We start from the raw sequence: 18035 nt of genomic DNA, 5'->3' as shown, positions 1-18035 counted from the left end.
TCTATAAAACTATTGATGAAAGTTTTCCCTGCTGATCAAAGATCATTTTACGCTCTTCGTCATGTTTCTTCAATTCAACTTTGTAATAAAATTTTTTATTTACTTCATACTGATCTACATCATCGATGCGGTAAGTATTGTAATTCTTTTTAAGCTGAGTGGTTACTGCCGCGGGTAACTCAGACTGTTTCAATTCCTGTTTATGTTTAAGAATAGCTCCGTTTTTACTGATCCAAACTTCGTGATCTCTCCAGTTGATGTCAAATTCCGCATTGTAGTTCTCACCTTTTTGTTCCCATTCTACTCCGGTACTTTTAGGAAAGGATTTGTGAAAAGAATTTAATACTACTGAGGGAACTTCCGAAGAAGATAGATCCTGGGCAAAAGCAAAGTTTGTAAGCAGCAAAGCCGCTGCGGTAATCATTAGATTTTTCATGATATAAAATTTAAATTGTTTGATATCACAAAGTAAAGGCACAAAACTGGAAAGAAACTGGAAGGTTTTTTTTTGCCATTAGCTGCAGCTTTGATTAAGGTTTCATGATCACTTCAAACTGATGTTGTCCGGGATAGGAATATAATAATTTAAATCCATATAGGCTGGTAATGGATTTTACAATCGCTAACCCTAAGCCCGTACTGTTTTTTGAATTACTGTCTTTACTGAAACGTTCAAAAATCTGTTCGTGATCTAAAGGAACAGTTTTACCACTGTTTGCGAAGATGATACTGCTACTATTCACTGTAATACTGACAGCTCCATCCGGAATATTGTGATTGACCGCATTCTTCAGCAAATTTGAAATGAGAATAGCAGCAAGGTCTTTATTCATCACGGCTGATAAGGTGCCCTCGTTTTTATATTTGAGGGTAACATGCTTTGCATCCGCAAAATACCGGTATTCAGCTATCATAGTTTTGACCAGCCCGTTAATCGCAAGTGTTTCTTCCGACCCGTATTGTTTATTTTCAATTTTGGAAATGATCAGCAATGTTCTGTTCAACCTGGCTAGTCTTTGCAGTGTGGTAATCACTTTGCCTACTGATTCCATATTTGTTTCTGAGAGAGTATTGTCTTCTGCCAGCAGTTCAAGCCTGTTTAAGCTGATTGCAATGGGAGTTTGAAGTTCATGTGCGGCATTTTCAATGAATTGTTTCTGGCTGCCGTATGCTGTTACGGACTGCTGAACAAGAGCCTTTACCGTTAGATTGAGTTCTGCAAATTCTTTAATATCTGTTGTCATCGTCTCAATCCGGATATCTTTATCCAGCCTGAAGTCCTTTAAACGGGATAACAGCTGATAAAAAGGAATCCATATTTTACGTAACAATGCATTATTGATTACAAGGATACTGATCAGTATTGCAGCATATAATCCAACTAAGCTGTACAACAATGACCTCACCAGATCGTCCTGCTCAAGGGTTGAAGCCACAACTTTTAATTCATAATATGAATTATCACTCCTGAAGGCAGTCGTCAGTAGCCTGAAAGGCTCCAGGTCTTTCTCGTTCAGGGTATACATCATAGTATCCTTGTAATTATCCTTTATTTCCTGAGCTGGTTGTATATTCAATGGCCTGATAGAATAGTTGTGCTCACTAAAACCCGCCCTTGTAATGGTTGCTTTATCATGTGCTACTTTTTGAATGACCAGCATCTTATCATTTTCTAAACCATCATCCAGGCTATCCTCAATTTCATCAATCATCCTGAAATAGAAGATTACTGCCCAGAGACTGATTACAATGAGCAGTGTGATGTAAAGGTATTTTAGCGTATAATTGAGCAGATTCATACAGCCACAAGTTTATATCCGATTCCGTAAACAGCCTGCAGTTCTACTCCGGATACACTATCACGCAATTTCTTACGCAGGTTTTTTATTTGCGAATAAATAAATTCATAATCGTCCGCTTCGTCCATATGGTCACCCCAAACCTGCTCTGCCAAAGCTGTTTTGTTTACCAGCCTGTTTTTATTGACCATCAGGTAACTTAATATGTCAAACTCTTTGCGGTTTAACAAAAGTTCTTTGTTATCAATGGTAACTATGCGTTCCTGCAAATCAATAGTAAGACAGGCAAGTTCGATTTTGTTACTTCCATTCAAGGCTTTTCTGCGGAGTACTGATTTGACCCTTGCATTCAATTCTGCCAGGTGAAAAGGCTTGACCAGGTAATCATCGGCACCGCCATCCAAACCTGCAATTTTATCTTCCAGTGAGTCCTTTGCAGAAATAATAATCACATTATTCGATTTATCTGTTTTTTTCAGTTCTTCAAGAAGAAGCAATCCGCTACCATCCGGGAGCATGATATCCAGCAGGATACAATCGTATTCAAAAGATGTGATTTTTTCAAGAGCAAGGGTAAATGTACCTGCAGTTTCAATGATATAATTCTGTTTTTCAAGGGATTGCTGGATGATTTCCAGCAGCTCACTTTCATCTTCTACAATTAATAGTTTCATTGCGCACAAAATTATGGAATAATATAATGGTGTCAGTGTTCAAACATAGAAACGATTGAATTTGTCGTTTGTTCCCATTTCTTTCCAGTTTCAGGAATTTCTTTTGTAGCGGACAAACAAAAAACAATGAAATTGACAACTTTCACTTTAATCATATTAACATTTTCATGCGCCAGGGCAATGGCGCAAAATACTGACAGCCTGCCACTCAAAATCAAACATGCAGAGCCGGTTTTTAATGACATAGTACGTGATCTTGGAGCAAGAAAGGGAGAGCGCGAACTCAATATTGGTTACGAAACTGAAAAAAACGCTGAATACGGTACCCAGGGAGGTTTTATTGAATACGAATTTGCCCCAGTGAACAGACTGGGAGTAGAACTGGAAATCCCGTTTCAATTTCAAAGCAGCAATCATAAAGAAGGATATAATACCGCACCCAGGAATAAGATTGAAGGAATTAAACCTGCAATCCAATATACCTTTCTTGTGAATAAAAAAGCCAGACTATCCATGGCAGCGGGGGGGATTTATGAATTAAGGCTGCATTCTTTTGCATCCATACAGGATAATCTGGGTTTAATTAAAGGTAACAGCTATAATCCATTTCTGATTGTAGCAAAGCGATGGGGAAGAAATCTTCATTCCATGGTGTACATGGGGCCGGAGTTTTATAAAGATTTTGAGAGCCATCACAATGAATCGGCTTATTTGCTTAATCTGAGTATGCACTACATGGTAGACAATAATTTTATCGGTATAGAAATGAACCAGGAATTTGAAAATCATGAAATCATTACAGTTTTACGGCCGCAAGCAAAAGTTCAGTTGACTAAAAACGTAGGCCTTGGTATTGCCACCGGTATTCCGATTGCTCATGAAACAAATGGTTACAGCTTTGTTGCAAGGATGATTTATGAGCTATGATGTGAGAGGTTTTGATATCACCTGATTAGGGGATTGTTCAGCATCTTTTCTATTCGTTATTTTGCTGCTTCTATGAAAATAGCATATATTTTTCTTTCCCTGAACGCGGGATTGCATCACCTGATACAATCGATTTTACCAGAGCTGGAAAGTGGTACCCATAGTTTTAATGTGGTTGCCATGTGTTTTTTTGGCGAGAATGCAATTGCCCTCAGTCTGGACAATGAAATAGGCCAGCGTCTTGCCAGGTTGGCGAAACACAGGAATATTATTCTGATGAGCGGTGAAAAATCACAACAACCTGCCCGTAAGCCTACAGAATGTGTCGTAACTACCATTACTGATGGACAGGAAGTAGCCTGCTTCCCTGATTTTTATGCAGCCGTCGGGGATCACAGGCCAGACAGGTTTATTTCGCTGTAAATAACCGTACTTCGCATCGGTTAAGTCAATCCGCAATTCCCTATTCCAGTTTAGTATTGTTATTATTTTCTTCTCCTCATCAAACAATGTTATTGGAGATAAGTTATACGGCTATGGAAGAAACATCTATCCCTGGTTACTATTCTGGTACAAGCGGTTTATTGCTGCCCGTAAGAAACAAGCTGTTTTACCCGACGGAATTTCAGGATAAAAGCAGGTTATGTTTTTATAGTTCGCTGATGAACAGCATCGAGATCAACAGTTCATTTTATAAGATCCCGATGGCTTCTACCGTGCAGAAATGGGCAAATGACACGCCTGATGACTTTAAATTCAGCTTTAAGCTTTTCAAGGAAGTTACGCACAACAAAGGTCTGGCGTTTGATCCGGAACTGGTACTGCGTTTCATGCAGGTCATCGCTGCAGCAGGGAATAAAAAAGGGTGTTTGCTGGTACAACTGCCTCCCAGTGTACGGATCGGGAACTTAAAACAGCTGGTGTTGCTTACAGAAATCCTGCGGGAAAATGATCCTGAAGAAGAATGGAAAATCGCCCTTGAAGTGAGGCATGTTTCACTTTATCACGAAGATGTGTACGGTATGCTGGAAAATCTGCGCATCGCAATGGTCATACAGGATAAACCACCGGCAGCCACGCCAATGTTGGAATCTGAACTTCCATTTGTTTACCTGAGGTTCCATGGCCCTGATGGTAGTTACAGGGGGAGTTATGAAAGAGATTTGCTGGAAGAGTATGCTGGCTACATTGCAGGCTGGCTGGAAGAAGGTAAAACAGTGTACACCTATTTCAACAATACGATGGGAGAGGCGATCGGAAACCTGAAATCTTTAAGTGACCTTGTTAAAGGTAATTTGTAGAAACACACCGCTAGTCTCACAGGATTTGTTCTATTCAGATATGTTAGCAGGGAACATTTGCCAGGCTATAAAAAGGAGCTGCAAAATGAAATAGCATAGTTTACAGTAACTTATTTCAGATAAGCAATAAAAGCACGTTTCTCAAAGATATGAGCAATAGTAAACTCATCTTTGAAAGCCGTAATGTATTCCACAAAGGGCTGCGTATCCGGCCTGTCGGCATTATCCGCAAAAATGATTGCACCCTTGCTCAGTTTTGGGCGCAGCAGGTCAAATACGGGAAGATAAAGCTCCTTTGCACCGTCAAGGAAGAGGAAATCTATTGGACCTTGTACGGATGCAAGGGTTTGCATAGCATCGCCCTGCAGTATAGTGACGAAGTCAGCAAGACCTGCCTCTTCAAGATTCTTTCCTGCGCCCGATACTTTGTTAGGCTCAATATCCGTAGTGATAACACGCCCTCCATTATCCCTCGCCGCAGCAGCAAGATAAATCGTGGAAATGCCAAAAGAACATCCGAATTCAACAATGTTCCTGGATCCGGCAACTGTGGCCAGAAAGTTTAAAAAATAACCTTCCTCGGGATTCACCGCCATATATGCGGTATCCCAGGAGCGTTCAAAAGTTACACTCTCCCGTGCTTTTCTGCGCTCAATACTGTCTTCAGCGGCTTTCTGATGAAGAATAGCTAGTGTATCAGAAACCTGTTTATCCTTTAGTGCGTTCATAGGTGTGATGCGTTTAAATAACTAAAGACTTTTAAGTTTCTTCATAAAATCCCCGAATACAGTGTTGAGTTCCTCAAAAAGAGGATGTTTGCGGTTTTTTAACTTAACTTCGCCAAACAATTTAAGGCCAAGGGCAAACTGTACAGCCTGTGCAGGATCACCAAAAGGGTTTTTGGCTTCAATCCTTTCTATAATCCCAAATATTTCATCATGATTATCAAACTCAAATTCAAGTTCTTTTGCGGGTAAAGTATCGCCGTTGGCGTATTGCTGCAGTTTTAAGGTGATGTGGTATTTATTCGTTTTCTTCTCCATTTTGTCTGTGCCCTCCAAATTATTTCTAAAGATAAAGAATAGTACATGCCCGCTGTCCCCGAATCGGCGTTAACCCGGAAAGCATCGACCGAATGCTAAATTTGATCTATTACAGGAATGGCTAATGATTGCTTAACGCGCCTTTTCGAAAATAAACTTTGGATGCTGGTAGTCAATAGGGACCCTTTTGCTGAAAAAAGTCATGTTCATATAGATCTCCATTGATCCAACGCCCATAATCAAATGCTGATCTTTTTTCAGCAGGGCGATGGGAATCCTGTACCATTTCTCCACACCGAAACTTTGATAGTGGAAAGTGCCTTTCAGCGTGTCTCCTTTTAATACTCCGTTCACATCCCCTGAATCTTTATACAAACCGCGGTGATTGATCTCGAGCTGTCCTTCAAACGCCTTATCTGAGAAAATGAGTCTGAGGCTGGCTGTATCGGTCTTGTCAACAGCATGGTAGGTGATCTTTTTACCGGCCTGCTGGACATCGGGATTAGCGCATGACGACAGTGTTAAAACCAGGAACAGGTAAAATAGTTTATTCATTGTCCTGTTTTTCATGCCATTCAGAAATCTTTATACAAGTATCAATAAACTGCTCATACTTTTTGGCGCCAATTAAACTGATGTACTCATCGGTGAGCTTGTCAGCCATTTTATTGATTGAATCGTATAAACTCTTCCCTTCATCTGTGAGGTGGATCATAATTGACCGGGCATCGGTTGTACTTTTATCTGTATAAACCAGTCCTAACCTCTCCAGTTCTTTTACCGTTTTGCTTACCCCTTGTTTTGTAACCATAATCTTGTGTACAAGATCATGATTGGAAATACCTTCATAGCCAATATTCATAAAATAGGGTAGAAAAGTGATGTTAAAATCTCCTGCTATCAAATCACCCAGATTTGCAGAAGCAGACTTATCAGTATACCTCCGTAAAATATAGAGAACTTTAAAAATAAGTCTCGCAGGATCGTGCGGATTTTCCATATGCAAATTTATGTTAAATAAAATTGAATCAGTACTATTCTGGAATGTCATATTAATCTAACATTGACATTATTATTAACAAATACTGTAAACTAAGTTGACGAATATAGTCAACTTAGTTTACATTTGTCCTATCAAAAATTTAAATATGGAACCCGAAGAAAAAACTCCGCCGGCAGCTGCTAAAGTTGTAAAACCTGTAATCATTGGTCTGGTGGCCATTGTAATCTGTTATTTTGCATTCAGGAAAATTACTCATGCACTCAGCTATGAAAGCACTGATAATGCACAGATAGAATCCAATGCAGTCCCGGTACTCAGCAGGGTCTCCGGTTACATAGATCATTTCAAATTACTGGATTACCAGAAGGTTAAACAGGGAGATACACTTGTGATAATTGACGACCGCGAATATGTGCTTGCTGTGTCACAGGCGGAAGCCGATCTGCTTGCTGCAAAAGCCGACCTCACAAGCGCAGAATCGCAGATCCCAACTATTGGTTCTGACCAGGACGTGGCATCAGCAGGAATCAGCGTAGAAGAAGTAACGGTAAAACAAGCTAAACGCGATGTAGCCCGTGATGAAGCCTTGTTTAAAGAAGGATCAATCACCCAGAGACAATATGAAAGAAGCCAGTCAGCTTATCAGACAGCAGTACAAATGCTGATTTCAAGTAAAAGCAAACTGAAACAGGCAGGTACCCAGACAGGAAATGCGAAGGCACAGATCCAGCGTGCAAAGGCAAATATAGCTGCAAAAGAAACTGCGCTTGAAAAGGCAAAACTGGACCTGAGTTATACAAAAATTGTTGCACCATCAGATGGAAAACTGGGAAAGACCAATCTAAAAACCGGGCAATACGTGCAGGGCGGGCAGCAGCTATTCACAATGGTGAGCAATGACAGTTACTGGATAGTGGCCAATTTCAAAGAAACACAAATTGAGCACATGAAGGTGGGACAGAAAGTAGATATTATCATTGACGGATATCCGGATCAGGAAATTACAGGTACGATCTCTGATTTTAGTGATGCCACAGGAGCAAAGTTTTCTTTACTGCCGCCAGATAATTCTACAGGAAACTTTGTAAAAGTTACCCAGCGTGTTCCGGTTACTATTCAGATCGATAAAGCAGAATCTTTAAAAAACATACTCAAAGCTGGTCTGAGTGTAGATGTAGACGTAAAGGTGAAATAGCCTTGCAGCTCAAGCTTAATCAAACTTAACATGGAAGGCGAAAGAAATAAATTTATAAAAGTAATCATCGTAATTACCTGTATTACGGCGGCAATCATGGAGCTTATAGATACCTCGATTGTCAATGTAGCGCTGAATAATATCAGCGGAACACTGGGGGCAACGCTTGAAGATGCCTCCTGGGTGGTTACAGCTTATGCTATTGCCAATGTCATCATTATCCCGCTCACAGGATTTCTGAGCCGGTATTTTGGCAGGAAAAACTATTACCTCACATCCATCATTGTGTTTACGCTGGCGTCATACATGTGTGGCAGTTCCTCATCTTTATGGATGCTGGTATTCTGGAGGTTCATACAGGGAATAGGCGGGGGAGCACTGCTTTCTGTTTCTCAGGGGATTTTATTTGACCAGTTCAAACCGGAAGAAAAGGGAATTGCGGGTGGGATATTTGGAATGGGAATCGTAATCGGACCAACCATCGGGCCTATCCTTGGCGGTTACATCGTTGATAACTACCATTGGGCACTGATTTTTGATATCAATATTCCTATCGGGATAGCGGCGGCATTGCTCACCTGGAAGTTCGTTGATAAAAAAGAAGACGAATACAATATTGATAAAAAGGCGATACCCATCGATTATATAGGAATTTTGTCCTTAACAGTTGGGGTAGGTGCACTGCAGTATGTGCTTGAAAAAGGGCAATCAGACGACTGGTTTGAAGATGAGGCCATCCGGTACCTCACCGTTGCTGCAATAGTAGGGCTGAGCATGTTTATCTGGTGGGAACTCAGTACAAAAAATCCGGCAATCAATCTGAAAGTGATGAAAAGCAGAAACCTGATCGGAAGCAATGTCCTCACATTTGTCTGCGGTTTCGGGCTGTTCGGTTCTGTCTATCTGTTTCCGGTAATGGTACAGCGGGTAATGGGATATACGCCAACAGAATCCGGTATGTCGATGGTGCCGGGCGCGCTGGTAACCATATTTGCAATGCCCTTTATTGGTGCCGGACTGGGCAAGGGGGTAAAGCCTATATATTTTGTTTCGCTTGGTTTTGCCCTGTTCATTGCACACGGGTACATTACTTCACAGGCTGCACCGGATGCCGGTAAGTGGTGGTTTATTGTATCGCAGATCTGCCGCGGTGTAGGGACGGGATGTTTAACAGTTCCTTTGCTAAGCCAGGCTGTTGTGGGCTTAAAGCCTCAGGATATGCCTTATGGGATTTCATTAAACAATATGTTCCGTCAGCTTGGCGGTGCATTCGGTATAGCAATCATGAACACCTATGCGACAAATCGTTTTGCCACACACCGCACCGATCTGATTTCTAACCTGCAGGGCAACAATCCGCTGTTGACAGAGCGGATCAACGGACTAACGCATGGTATGATCGCAAAAGGCATGAACCCCGCATTAGCCAGACAGGCTGCATATGGCGCCCTGGATCATAGTTTATCGAATCAGGCGCAAATGCAGGCATACCTGGATGGCTTCCTGCTGATCGCTATCTTTTTTACCTGTACCATTCCATTTATGCTCCTGCTTAAAAATGAAACCATGGATGCAGAAACCAGGGCTAAAGTAGCTGCGGCCGCACATTAACCGAACCTGGTAAATTATTATAAAAATATTATATGAAAAAGTTATTTATCACCATACTCTTCTCTGTACCTTTCTTACTACATGCCCAGGAGAATACATTAGACCTCAAAACCCTAATTAATCAGTCCTTCACCTACTTCCCCCAGTTTAAGGAATTAGGACAGGCACTGGATGTAGAGCAGCAGCGAATCGCAGTAGCGAAATCTGCGGGGCTGCCATCCGTACAGGCAACCGGTAGTTACAGGTACACCAATCCTGTTTCTGAGATCAGCATCCCCAATGGCAACAATGTCCTTGCCTTCCAGATTATGCCAAATCACAACTATAACACATCAGTGGATGCAAGTTATACGTTATGGGATTTTGGTGTGGTGAAAGCCGGCGTAGACCGCGCTAAAGCAGGGCTGGAATATGCAAAAGACAATCTTGAATTCAATCAGAGCATGATGGCTTTCCAGGTGGGCAGCATTTACTACCAGATCGCTTACCTGAAAAATGCTATAGCAATCCAGGACAGTGTGATCAACTTCCTGGAAGTGAATAAGAAGGATACCGAGGTTAAGTTTAGAAACGGAGATGCCTTAAAGTACGATGTGCTTTCCATTCAATCCAGTATAGACCAGGAAGGTAACCGTAAAATTGATCTTCAGAACAGCCTCAATAAACAATATGCTTTGATGGAATATACCACCGGAACCAAAGCTGGTGTAGCTGCATCGGACTTTGTTTTCCCGCAGGAAAACCGGAATGATCTGAACGAGGCGCTGGCAGAAGCACAAAATAACAATCCGGAATTCAGACTGATAAACGACAGGATCAAACAGGCCGAAGCAGAAGTAAAGGTTAGCCAGACCAGCGGAAAGCCTTCCTTGGTAATGAGTGGAGGAACAGGATACAAAAATGGTTTTACACCGGATATCGATAAATTCAGGTTCAACTATTCTGCCGGGGTAACCCTGAATATCCCGATCTACCAGGGGGGCAGGGCTAAAAAGCAGCTGAGGTTATCCCAAAGCCAGCTTGCACAGTCGAGGTTCTCTGAGGAAAGCCTCAGCAATACATACCGCAAGGATATCCAGCAGGCGCTGATAGATATTTCGAGTAATACATCGAGCCTGGTAAATGCTGCAAGACAGATCACTGAGGCGAGGGAAGCGCAGAAACTGGCACATAGCCGATACAAAAACGGAATCGGCACCAATCTTGAACTGACCAATGCCAGTACCAATGTACAACGGGCAGAGTTAACCAACTTACAGTACAAATACCAGTTATGTATCGCGCAGCTGACTATGGCTAAACTTACAGGTTTAAGGTACTGGAGATAATGAACAGCAAAAACGCTTCAGTATACAAAAGGGTGTATAAATGGATGAAAGCGAATTTCAGGCCAGCAGCTAACAGGATTCAGCTCAGCGGCTATGCAGTTACACATCCGGTAATCAGGGTGATCAATGACAGCAGCAAAGTAGGAAGGATCACTCTAAGTGTGCGTGATTATTATAAAAACGAAAGGGGTGAGAACGTGCTTGAGGAGCAGTATTTCCTGTTGGCCTTCTGGAACAGCAAGATACAGCTGTACGAAAACCTGATTACCAAAGGGAGCTTTTTCTCGGTTAGAGGTAAACTTTCAGCTAAACTTCCTTCTCCTGCATCTGGTCAGGCTGAGTTCAGGTATGAAATCATTGTAGACGAAATCAGCATCATTAAGATCTGAATTATATTACCATGATGGTGAAAAATCATTAAAAAAAAAGATGCCGGCATCCACACTGGCATCTTTTTCGTTTAGGGCTGTAATTTTCAGCGGGCTGCTGAACGCGTATTGCTTAGTTGCTTCTTCCTTTGATGTTCAGTGCTACAGCTTCTGTTAGAGCTTTGTTGTTTTGCGTTTCTGTAGCAGCGAATTTTTCGATGTTCATTTTTGCAATGCCGGCCATTTCATAGATATGTTTGCCTGAAGTACCCAGCAGTTGCAGGTTTGCACGGTCATCAATTACTGTATATAAACCTTGTGTAGTTGCTTTTACTCTTGCAGTAGCGTCATCTTTAAGCAGTACTTGCAGATAAGTAAGGTTGAAATTTCCTACAGTTCTCACATCGGCTTTGCCTGATCCGTCAATACGGTAAGGGTTTTTAACATAAACAGTAACTACTACAGGAGTGTTTTCGCCCGAGCTGATGGTTAAAGCATTTCCAATTTGAGTAACTGATACTTTTTCAAGGTCTTCAGCATCCATAGTTACATATTCCTTAGTGCTTTGAACCAGCAGTACTTTTGTGTTGCCTGTAACAATTACTCTTCTGATGTCAGGAGTAGGATGGCCCATATTTACAGTTACTGTTTTAGTTGCTGGGTTGAAAGTATCACCTGTTGCAGCAGATGCGTTAAGGGTAAATACTGAAGCTAATAAAATGATAGCCAATGATCCTGATTTTAATACGGTGTTGAATAGAGTTTTCATATCTTTTGAGTTTGAGGGTTTGTAAATAACTATTTCTTAATTGTTTGTATATAAGACGTCGTCAAGCCACAAACGTTTCAGCGCATTTGTTCCTATTATACCATGTCACTGTAATACCCGACCAACTCCGGTAATCTTTCGACCAACGCCTGGTAATTTTTTTAACAAACACGCGTCAGCCTTTATCAGCGTACAAAGAGGTAATACCACAGCACAGCTGAAAGTAAAAGAAGCTGCTGCATTTTAATATAAGGTGCTGAATTTTATGATTTTTATCGTTTTCGGCGGCTAAAAACCACGAGCTGTGGCAATATCGTGTATTTTGTTACATAATATGGATGGAAAACCCACTTAAATAACTGAAATACTGGTTTTTCAATAAAATATATGCTGTTTTGCTTAGTCCAAAACACACTATTGTGTGTCTTATTGTTGAACCTCTCAAAAAAATGAATGGCATGCTAACAAATAGTCATGCTTATTCTCTTTTTTAATGTAAAATCAAACAGTTTGTTTCTTTTTTTTAGGGACAATGATTTAAAAGGTTGAATCGGGGAGAGCATCTTGTTCAGAAGATGGAAAAATTATTTAATAATTCACCTAATCCAAACGCCTATGCAATGAGAAAGAGACATAAAAAAAGTTGAATGTGGTTCCAGCACATCCAACTATAAATTCTGAGCTGTGCTCAGCTAAATCCTGCAAACCTTCCTTGTAGGGAAGGCTATCTATTAACAAAATTTATCTCAAATATATGACAAATAAAATATTGTCAAGCCGGTTTTCGCTGAAAAACCTGGCGGGAATGCTATTGACTATACTCCTGTTTCAATATTCATTAAATGCCAGGGCCGAAACTGCTGATAAACTTGATCTTGACACCAAAATCACGCTGAAAGTAACCAATATGCCAGTAGCGGAGGTGTTAAAAAAGATCAACCAAATGGTAAAGATCGATTTTGCTTATGGATCCGATGCGCTTACCGATAGCAAAAAAGTGAGCTTAAATGTCAAAGAAGAAAAACTATCTGATGTACTCAGCAAAATTTTGAGTCCATTTCATTTGCAATACTATTATTCAAAAGATCTTATCCTGATACAAATGATACAGGAAGATTCAAAACATCCTGTAAAAGATATCACTGCCAACAGACAGAGCCAGGTTTCGGGGACAGTATTGGATGCCAAAGGAATTCCATTGCCGGGAGTAAGCGTAAAATTAAAAAATGGTAAAGCAGTGGCGAGCACCAATTCAGGGGGGAAGTACTCGATATCGCTGCCGGATGGGAATGGCGAGCTGATCTTCAGTTCTATAGGATTTATTACACAGGAAGTTCCAGTGAGTGGAAGAAGTATCATCAATGTAACACTGAAAGAAGAATCCCAGGCACTAAGTGAGGTAGTCGTAACCGCACTCGGAATAGCGAGAGAGAAAAAAGCACTTGCTTATGCTGTGACCGAAGTGAAAGGAGATGAGTTTACCAAAGCCCGTGAAAACAATCTGGGTAATGCACTTGCAGGACGGGTAGCAGGGGTAAACGCAACCAGTACGGCTACGGGCGCCGGGGGGTCCAGTCGTGTAATCATCAGGGGTAATGGTTCACTGAGTGGCGAAAATCAACCTTTATATGTAGTAAACGGTGTTCCAATGACCAATAGTACGCCCAGTACGCCGGGAACTTATGGCGGTGTTGACCGAGGTGACGGATTGAACAGCATAAATCCGGACGATATCGAGTCGATCTCAGTATTAAAGGGAGGTACCGCGGCAGCGTTATATGGTTCAAGAGCAGCCAACGGGGTGATCCTCATCACCACCAAAACCGGTAAGGGGCAACGCGGACTGGGAGTAGAATACAATACTACTTATACGATGGAAACACCATTGTCTACACCAGACTGGCAGTACGAATATGGATCGGGAGACCGCGGGCTTAAACCAACCTCTAAATCAGAAGCTATTGCCAATGGCAGGATTTCCTGGGGAGCCAAACTGGATGGATCATCGGTAGTCAATACTGATGGTGTGTCCAGACCATATGTTGCACAGAAAAACAATATCCAGAATTTCTATGACACAGGAAACACCTTTTCCAATACAATAGCCCTCACAGGAGGGAATGAAACCTCCAGCTTTCGCTTCTCTGCCTCCAACATGGACAACAAGGGAATTGTCCCAAATTCATCGCTGAACCGCAAAACATTTAACCTCAGCGCCAGCGGCAATCTATCTAAAAAAGTGCTTTTTGAAGGAAATGTCCAGTTTAATATTGAAAAAAACAAGAACCGCAGTTACATAGCCGATTTTACCAAAAACCCGAACGCTTCTGTAGGACTGATCGCTACAAGTCTGGATGTACGCACACTCGCACCAGGTTACGATGCACAGGGTTTTGAAGTACCCTGGAACGATTATGTTTTTGTTGTGAATCCATACTTTGCTGTCAATAAGGTAAAGAATGAAGATGAAAGAAAAAGGTTTATCGGATCTTTCAGTACCCGTTATAATATTACAGACTACCTGTATGCACGTGGCCGCCTGGGTATAGACTATTTCAACACCAACGGGTTTGATATCAATCCCAGTGGCATCCTGACGGATACAAGGGGAAGTATGACAACAGACCGTAACAGCACATATGAAACCAATGCCGAAGCCTTGCTGGGTTTTGATAAAACGTTTGGCAGGTTCTCGGTGAATGCACTGCTGGGAGGCAACCAGATGCACTCGCAGGTGAGGGCAGGCAGCCTGTCGAGCGGCCTTTTCAATGTACCGTTCACCTATTTTATCGGTAACGGAAGCAGCCAGACCTTCCTCGATACCTTCAGCGAATCTGCAATCAACTCCTTGTTTTCATCTGCAGATATCGGCTTTAATAACTACCTCTATTTAAACTTAACAGGTCGTAAGGACTGGTTCTCAACCCTGTCAATGAAAAACAACAGCTTGTTTTATCCCTCTGCAGGTCTGAGTTTCATCCTTTCCAATGCCTGGGCGGCAAAACCTTCATGGCTGTCCTATGCCAAGATCCGCAGTTCATGGGCTCAGGTTGGAGGGGGCGCCCCAAATCCATATTCGCTGGCATTAACCTATACAGCGCAATCAGTAACCCATCTTGGACAACCGCTGCAGGCCATTACCGGCAGTAATATCCCAAGTGAACTGAAGCCTTACACATCAACTACTACTGAAGCCGGTATCGAAACCAGAATGTTCAATAACCGTTTTGGCGTCGATCTGACAGTTTATGACCGTACCACAACTAATGATATCGTCAATGCTGCGGTTGCCGTTTCGTCCAGTTTCAGCAGCGTATCCCTTAATGTTGGGAAAATGCGGAACAGGGGTATTGAGCTTTTGCTGACTGGTACTCCGCTGCGTTCTGCAAATGGCATCAACTGGGATGTAAGTTTCAATATGGCATACAATGACAATAAAGTAATCAACATTGCCGAAGGCCTGGATAAACTCGCTTTACCTGGAGCAACTCCGCGTACCGAAAATGCCTACGTATACCACTACGAAGGACAGTCTTTTGGAATGATAGCGGGTAATAAAGCCCGGACAGATGCAAACGGAAATATCATTTACAATAGTGCCAACGGCATACCGCTGCAAAGCGAGATCGTTCCGCTTGGCAAAGGTGTACCACCATGGACAATGGGGATCTCAAATACATTCAGCTACAGAAATTTGTCACTGGGATTCCTGATCGACGGCAAGTTTGGTGCAAAAATGTACACCTCTACAAATGCGTACGGAACCTATTACGGACTGGACAAGAGAACTGCCGATAATGGCGTCCGCGAATCGGGTATTACTGTAAGTGGCGTAGATGAAACCGGTGCTCCTTTCAGTAAAGTAGTTTCTGCACAGGATTATTACCAGGGTATAGCCTATACGCTGACCGATCAGTTTGTATATGATGCGAGTTTCATCAAGCTCCGCCAGATCACACTGGGTTATGCTGTGCCCAAAAAGCTGCTTGGAAAAACACCGCTGCAGTCGGCCACTTTATCACTGGTTGCACGTAACCTGCTGCTGATTTACAGCAGTGTGCCAAATGTTGATCCGGAGTCTACCTATAACAACTCCAATGCACAGGGACTGGAGAATTTTGGGGTACCCACAACACGCAGTTACGGCTTAAACCTTTCAGTGAAATTCTAATAAAATAATGTAAACCAATTTTAGCATTAATTATGACAAACACTAAATATATAAAATGGAATTTCCCGGCTAAAGTGCTGAGGATTGCATTGGCAGCAGTTGTTCTTTTATCCTCCTGCGACAAAGGCTTTGAGGAGATGAATACCAACCCAAATGCATTTACGGAACCGGTAATCGGCAGTTTGTTTTCCTACAATATAATTAAAACCGCGGGCGACGGGGATGGCAATACCTTATACCCGAACGATAAACTTGCAGGCGCAATGATGCAGTTATTTGCATCCCTCAATCCCTATCAGTGGACGGGCGATAAGTATCTGGCGAAAGCAGGATACTCTGATGCACTTTTCGGAACGGCATATGGTGTTGAGCTGAAAGAAAACTCGCAGATCATTTCACTCACAAAGGACAAACCTGATATGGTGAACCTCTATAACATAGCCCAGATCTGGCGGGTCTATATTTTACACCGCGTTACAGACATGTATGGTGATGTGCCTTATACGGAAGCCGGCCTTGGTTATGTTGATGGTATCTATAAACCTAAATACGATAAACAATCAGACATTTATCCGGCAATGCTCAAACAGCTGGAAACATCGGCCCTGGCCCTCGATGCTTCAAAAGCTTCATACGGTGCTGCGGATTATGTATATAATGGAACAACATCCAAATGGAAAACCTTTGCCTATTCACTTATGCTTCGCCTGGGCATGCGCCTGACGAAGGTTGATGCAGCACTGGCAGAAACCTGGGTGAAAAAAGCTATAGCAGGTGGTGTGATGCAGAGCAATGCTGATGTAGCTAAACTCAACCATACCGACGGTACCGAGCTAAATTTCTACTGGGACGGGCGTGAACTGCGCGGTGGTGAAGGTGTTCCCCCATCTGCAAAGGGAACCGGTTATGGAAAAATGGCACAGACATTTGTAAGCCATCTGAAAAACACGAATGACCCGAGGCTTCCTTTTTATATTACCTTATGGCCGGGAAATGCCGATCCAACGCAACTACCCACAAGTACAATTGCAGCAAACCAGAAAGGCCTGCCCAACGGATATGATTATACCTCTATTAAAACGGTTATTCCCGGATGGACAGACGAAATGCTGGCAGAATACTCTGAGATCAATCTGAATACGATAGGCAGCAACTCCACTCCAAGTATATTTATCAGCTACAACGAAGTAGAGCTTTACCTTGCTGAAGCTTCGCTCAGAGGCTGGGGAACGGGAGATGCAAAAACACATTATGAAAATGCAGTAAGAGCTTCGATGGAAATAGAAACTATCTATCCCGGCGGCAGCAGTATTTCTTCTGCTGCAATCAATGCTTATCTCAGTGCCAATCCATATGCCGGCGGAACATTTGATGCGCAGATGAAACAGATCCACACGCAGTTCTGGGCATCGCAGTTTATGAATAACATGGAAATTTATGCCAACTGGAGACGCACGGGATATCCGGTGCTGGTTCCAACAAATTATCCCGGCAACCAAACCGGCGGACAAATTCCAAGAAGACTGCCTTACCCGCAATCTGAAGCGAGTTTGAATGCCGACAACTACAAAGCTGCAGTAGCGGCCCAGGGGCCCGATCTGTGGACAACAAGAATATGGTGGGATAAATAAATCCTAATTTAGACTCGTTATTATTTGCATATTCATTAGTCCGATTAGCTCAATGAGGTGTCTTACCCTGTAAACTTGCCGAAAATCAAGTTTACAGGGTTTTTTTTATAACTTTTTAGTTAGATAGCGCCGATGTGTGGTAGAAATGGCATGATAAATAACTAAAAAATGTAAATTCAACCAATTTCCTGCCCAATTATTAGGATATTGCTAAA

General features: G+C 42.2%; 17 protein-coding genes. 9 read left to right on the top strand and 8 right to left on the bottom strand.

All coding sequences use genetic code 11. From position 1 onward, the window contains the following. Position 1: 1 nt before the first annotated feature. The 3 genes from ABWY16_RS16395 to ABWY16_RS16385 all read right to left on the bottom strand — a co-directional run bounded on the left by ABWY16_RS16395 (position 2) and on the right by ABWY16_RS16385 (position 2473). Positions 2 to 436 (bottom strand): PepSY-like domain-containing protein, encoded by a 435-nt coding sequence (locus tag ABWY16_RS16395; RefSeq protein WP_353905731.1) that lies wholly within the window; start codon positions 434 to 436, stop codon positions 2 to 4. Between the two features lie 94 nt (positions 437 to 530). Further along, a complete protein-coding gene (locus ABWY16_RS16390) occupies positions 531 to 1799 on the bottom strand; it encodes a sensor histidine kinase (protein WP_353905730.1) in 1269 nt (422 codons plus the stop codon). Next, entirely contained in the window at positions 1796 to 2473 is a 678-nt protein-coding gene (locus tag ABWY16_RS16385; RefSeq protein WP_353905729.1) for a response regulator transcription factor, read from the bottom strand. Before ABWY16_RS16385 ends, ABWY16_RS16390 begins: the two co-directional genes overlap by 4 nt. Positions 2474 to 2599: 126 nt before the next feature. Here ABWY16_RS16385 and ABWY16_RS16380 point away from each other — a divergent pair, with 126 nt between their 5' ends. The 3 genes from ABWY16_RS16380 (at position 2600) to ABWY16_RS16370 (ending at position 4701) form a co-directional block, all read left to right on the top strand. Beyond that, the gene (locus tag ABWY16_RS16380) at positions 2600 to 3400 is read left to right on the top strand and encodes an HAEPLYID family protein (protein ID WP_353905728.1); all 801 of its coding nucleotides are present in this window, start codon (positions 2600 to 2602) and stop codon (positions 3398 to 3400) included. Between the two features lie 72 nt (positions 3401 to 3472). Then, positions 3473 to 3823, top strand: a complete 351-nt coding sequence (locus ABWY16_RS16375) for a hypothetical protein (RefSeq protein ID WP_353905727.1) — start codon at positions 3473 to 3475, stop codon at positions 3821 to 3823. Positions 3824 to 3909: 86 nt separating this feature from the next. After that, positions 3910 to 4701 carry a DUF72 domain-containing protein gene (locus ABWY16_RS16370; RefSeq protein ID WP_353905726.1) on the top strand — a complete coding sequence of 264 codons (792 nt, stop codon included), beginning with the start codon at positions 3910 to 3912 and terminating at the stop codon, positions 4699 to 4701. Between the two features lie 110 nt (positions 4702 to 4811). On the opposite strand, the gene ABWY16_RS16365 is transcribed toward ABWY16_RS16370, so the two are convergent. The 4 genes from ABWY16_RS16365 to ABWY16_RS16350 all read right to left on the bottom strand — a co-directional run bounded on the left by ABWY16_RS16365 (position 4812) and on the right by ABWY16_RS16350 (position 6744). After that, complete coding sequence (locus ABWY16_RS16365; RefSeq protein ID WP_353905725.1) at positions 4812 to 5429, bottom strand: O-methyltransferase; 618 nt, start codon at positions 5427 to 5429, stop codon at positions 4812 to 4814. A 21-nt stretch (positions 5430 to 5450) separates the two neighbouring features. Next, positions 5451 to 5744: a DUF3861 domain-containing protein gene (locus tag ABWY16_RS16360; protein WP_353905724.1), complete on the bottom strand. Its 294-nt coding sequence runs from the start codon at positions 5742 to 5744 to the stop codon at positions 5451 to 5453. A 132-nt stretch (positions 5745 to 5876) separates the two neighbouring features. Then, positions 5877 to 6299 carry a hypothetical protein gene (locus ABWY16_RS16355; RefSeq protein WP_353905723.1) on the bottom strand — a complete coding sequence of 141 codons (423 nt, stop codon included), beginning with the start codon at positions 6297 to 6299 and terminating at the stop codon, positions 5877 to 5879. Continuing rightward, the gene (locus ABWY16_RS16350) at positions 6292 to 6744 is read right to left on the bottom strand and encodes a MarR family winged helix-turn-helix transcriptional regulator (RefSeq protein WP_353905722.1); all 453 of its coding nucleotides are present in this window, start codon (positions 6742 to 6744) and stop codon (positions 6292 to 6294) included. The genes ABWY16_RS16355 and ABWY16_RS16350 overlap by 8 nt, the downstream gene beginning before the upstream one ends. Positions 6745 to 6892: 148 nt before the next feature. Here ABWY16_RS16350 and ABWY16_RS16345 point away from each other — a divergent pair, with 148 nt between their 5' ends. Genes ABWY16_RS16345 through ABWY16_RS16330 form a run of 4 tightly spaced genes read left to right on the top strand, consistent with a single transcriptional unit; the run spans position 6893 to position 11270 of the window. After that, entirely contained in the window at positions 6893 to 7942 is a 1050-nt protein-coding gene (locus tag ABWY16_RS16345) for an HlyD family secretion protein (protein WP_353905721.1), read from the top strand. Positions 7943 to 7972: 30 nt separating this feature from the next. Further along, on the top strand, positions 7973 to 9553 hold the full coding sequence (locus ABWY16_RS16340) for a DHA2 family efflux MFS transporter permease subunit (protein ID WP_353905720.1): 1581 nt from the start codon (positions 7973 to 7975) through the stop codon (positions 9551 to 9553). A gap of 32 nt (positions 9554 to 9585) precedes the next feature. Next, positions 9586 to 10881, top strand: coding sequence for a TolC family protein (locus ABWY16_RS16335; RefSeq protein WP_353905719.1), 1296 nt, complete (start codon positions 9586 to 9588; stop codon positions 10879 to 10881). Beyond that, positions 10881 to 11270, top strand: a complete 390-nt coding sequence (locus tag ABWY16_RS16330; protein WP_353905718.1) for a single-stranded DNA-binding protein — start codon at positions 10881 to 10883, stop codon at positions 11268 to 11270. Before ABWY16_RS16335 ends, ABWY16_RS16330 begins: the two co-directional genes overlap by 1 nt. Positions 11271 to 11382: 112 nt before the next feature. Here ABWY16_RS16330 and ABWY16_RS16325 read toward each other — a convergent pair whose 3' ends face one another. After that, on the bottom strand, positions 11383 to 12018 hold the full coding sequence (locus ABWY16_RS16325; protein ID WP_353905717.1) for a GIN domain-containing protein: 636 nt from the start codon (positions 12016 to 12018) through the stop codon (positions 11383 to 11385). Positions 12019 to 12772: 754 nt separating this feature from the next. Between ABWY16_RS16325 and ABWY16_RS16320 the strand changes: the two genes are divergently transcribed. Then, on the top strand, positions 12773 to 16189 hold the full coding sequence (locus ABWY16_RS16320) for a SusC/RagA family TonB-linked outer membrane protein (RefSeq protein WP_353905716.1): 3417 nt from the start codon (positions 12773 to 12775) through the stop codon (positions 16187 to 16189). A gap of 32 nt (positions 16190 to 16221) precedes the next feature. Then, positions 16222 to 17820 carry a SusD/RagB family nutrient-binding outer membrane lipoprotein gene (locus ABWY16_RS16315; RefSeq protein ID WP_353905715.1) on the top strand — a complete coding sequence of 533 codons (1599 nt, stop codon included), beginning with the start codon at positions 16222 to 16224 and terminating at the stop codon, positions 17818 to 17820. Positions 17821 to 18035: the final 215 nt, after the last annotated feature.

This window comes from Pedobacter sp. (genome assembly GCF_040513095.1).
GTDB lineage: Bacteria > Bacteroidota > Bacteroidia > Sphingobacteriales > Sphingobacteriaceae > Pedobacter.
This window is presented reverse-complemented; position numbering and strand designations above follow the sequence as displayed.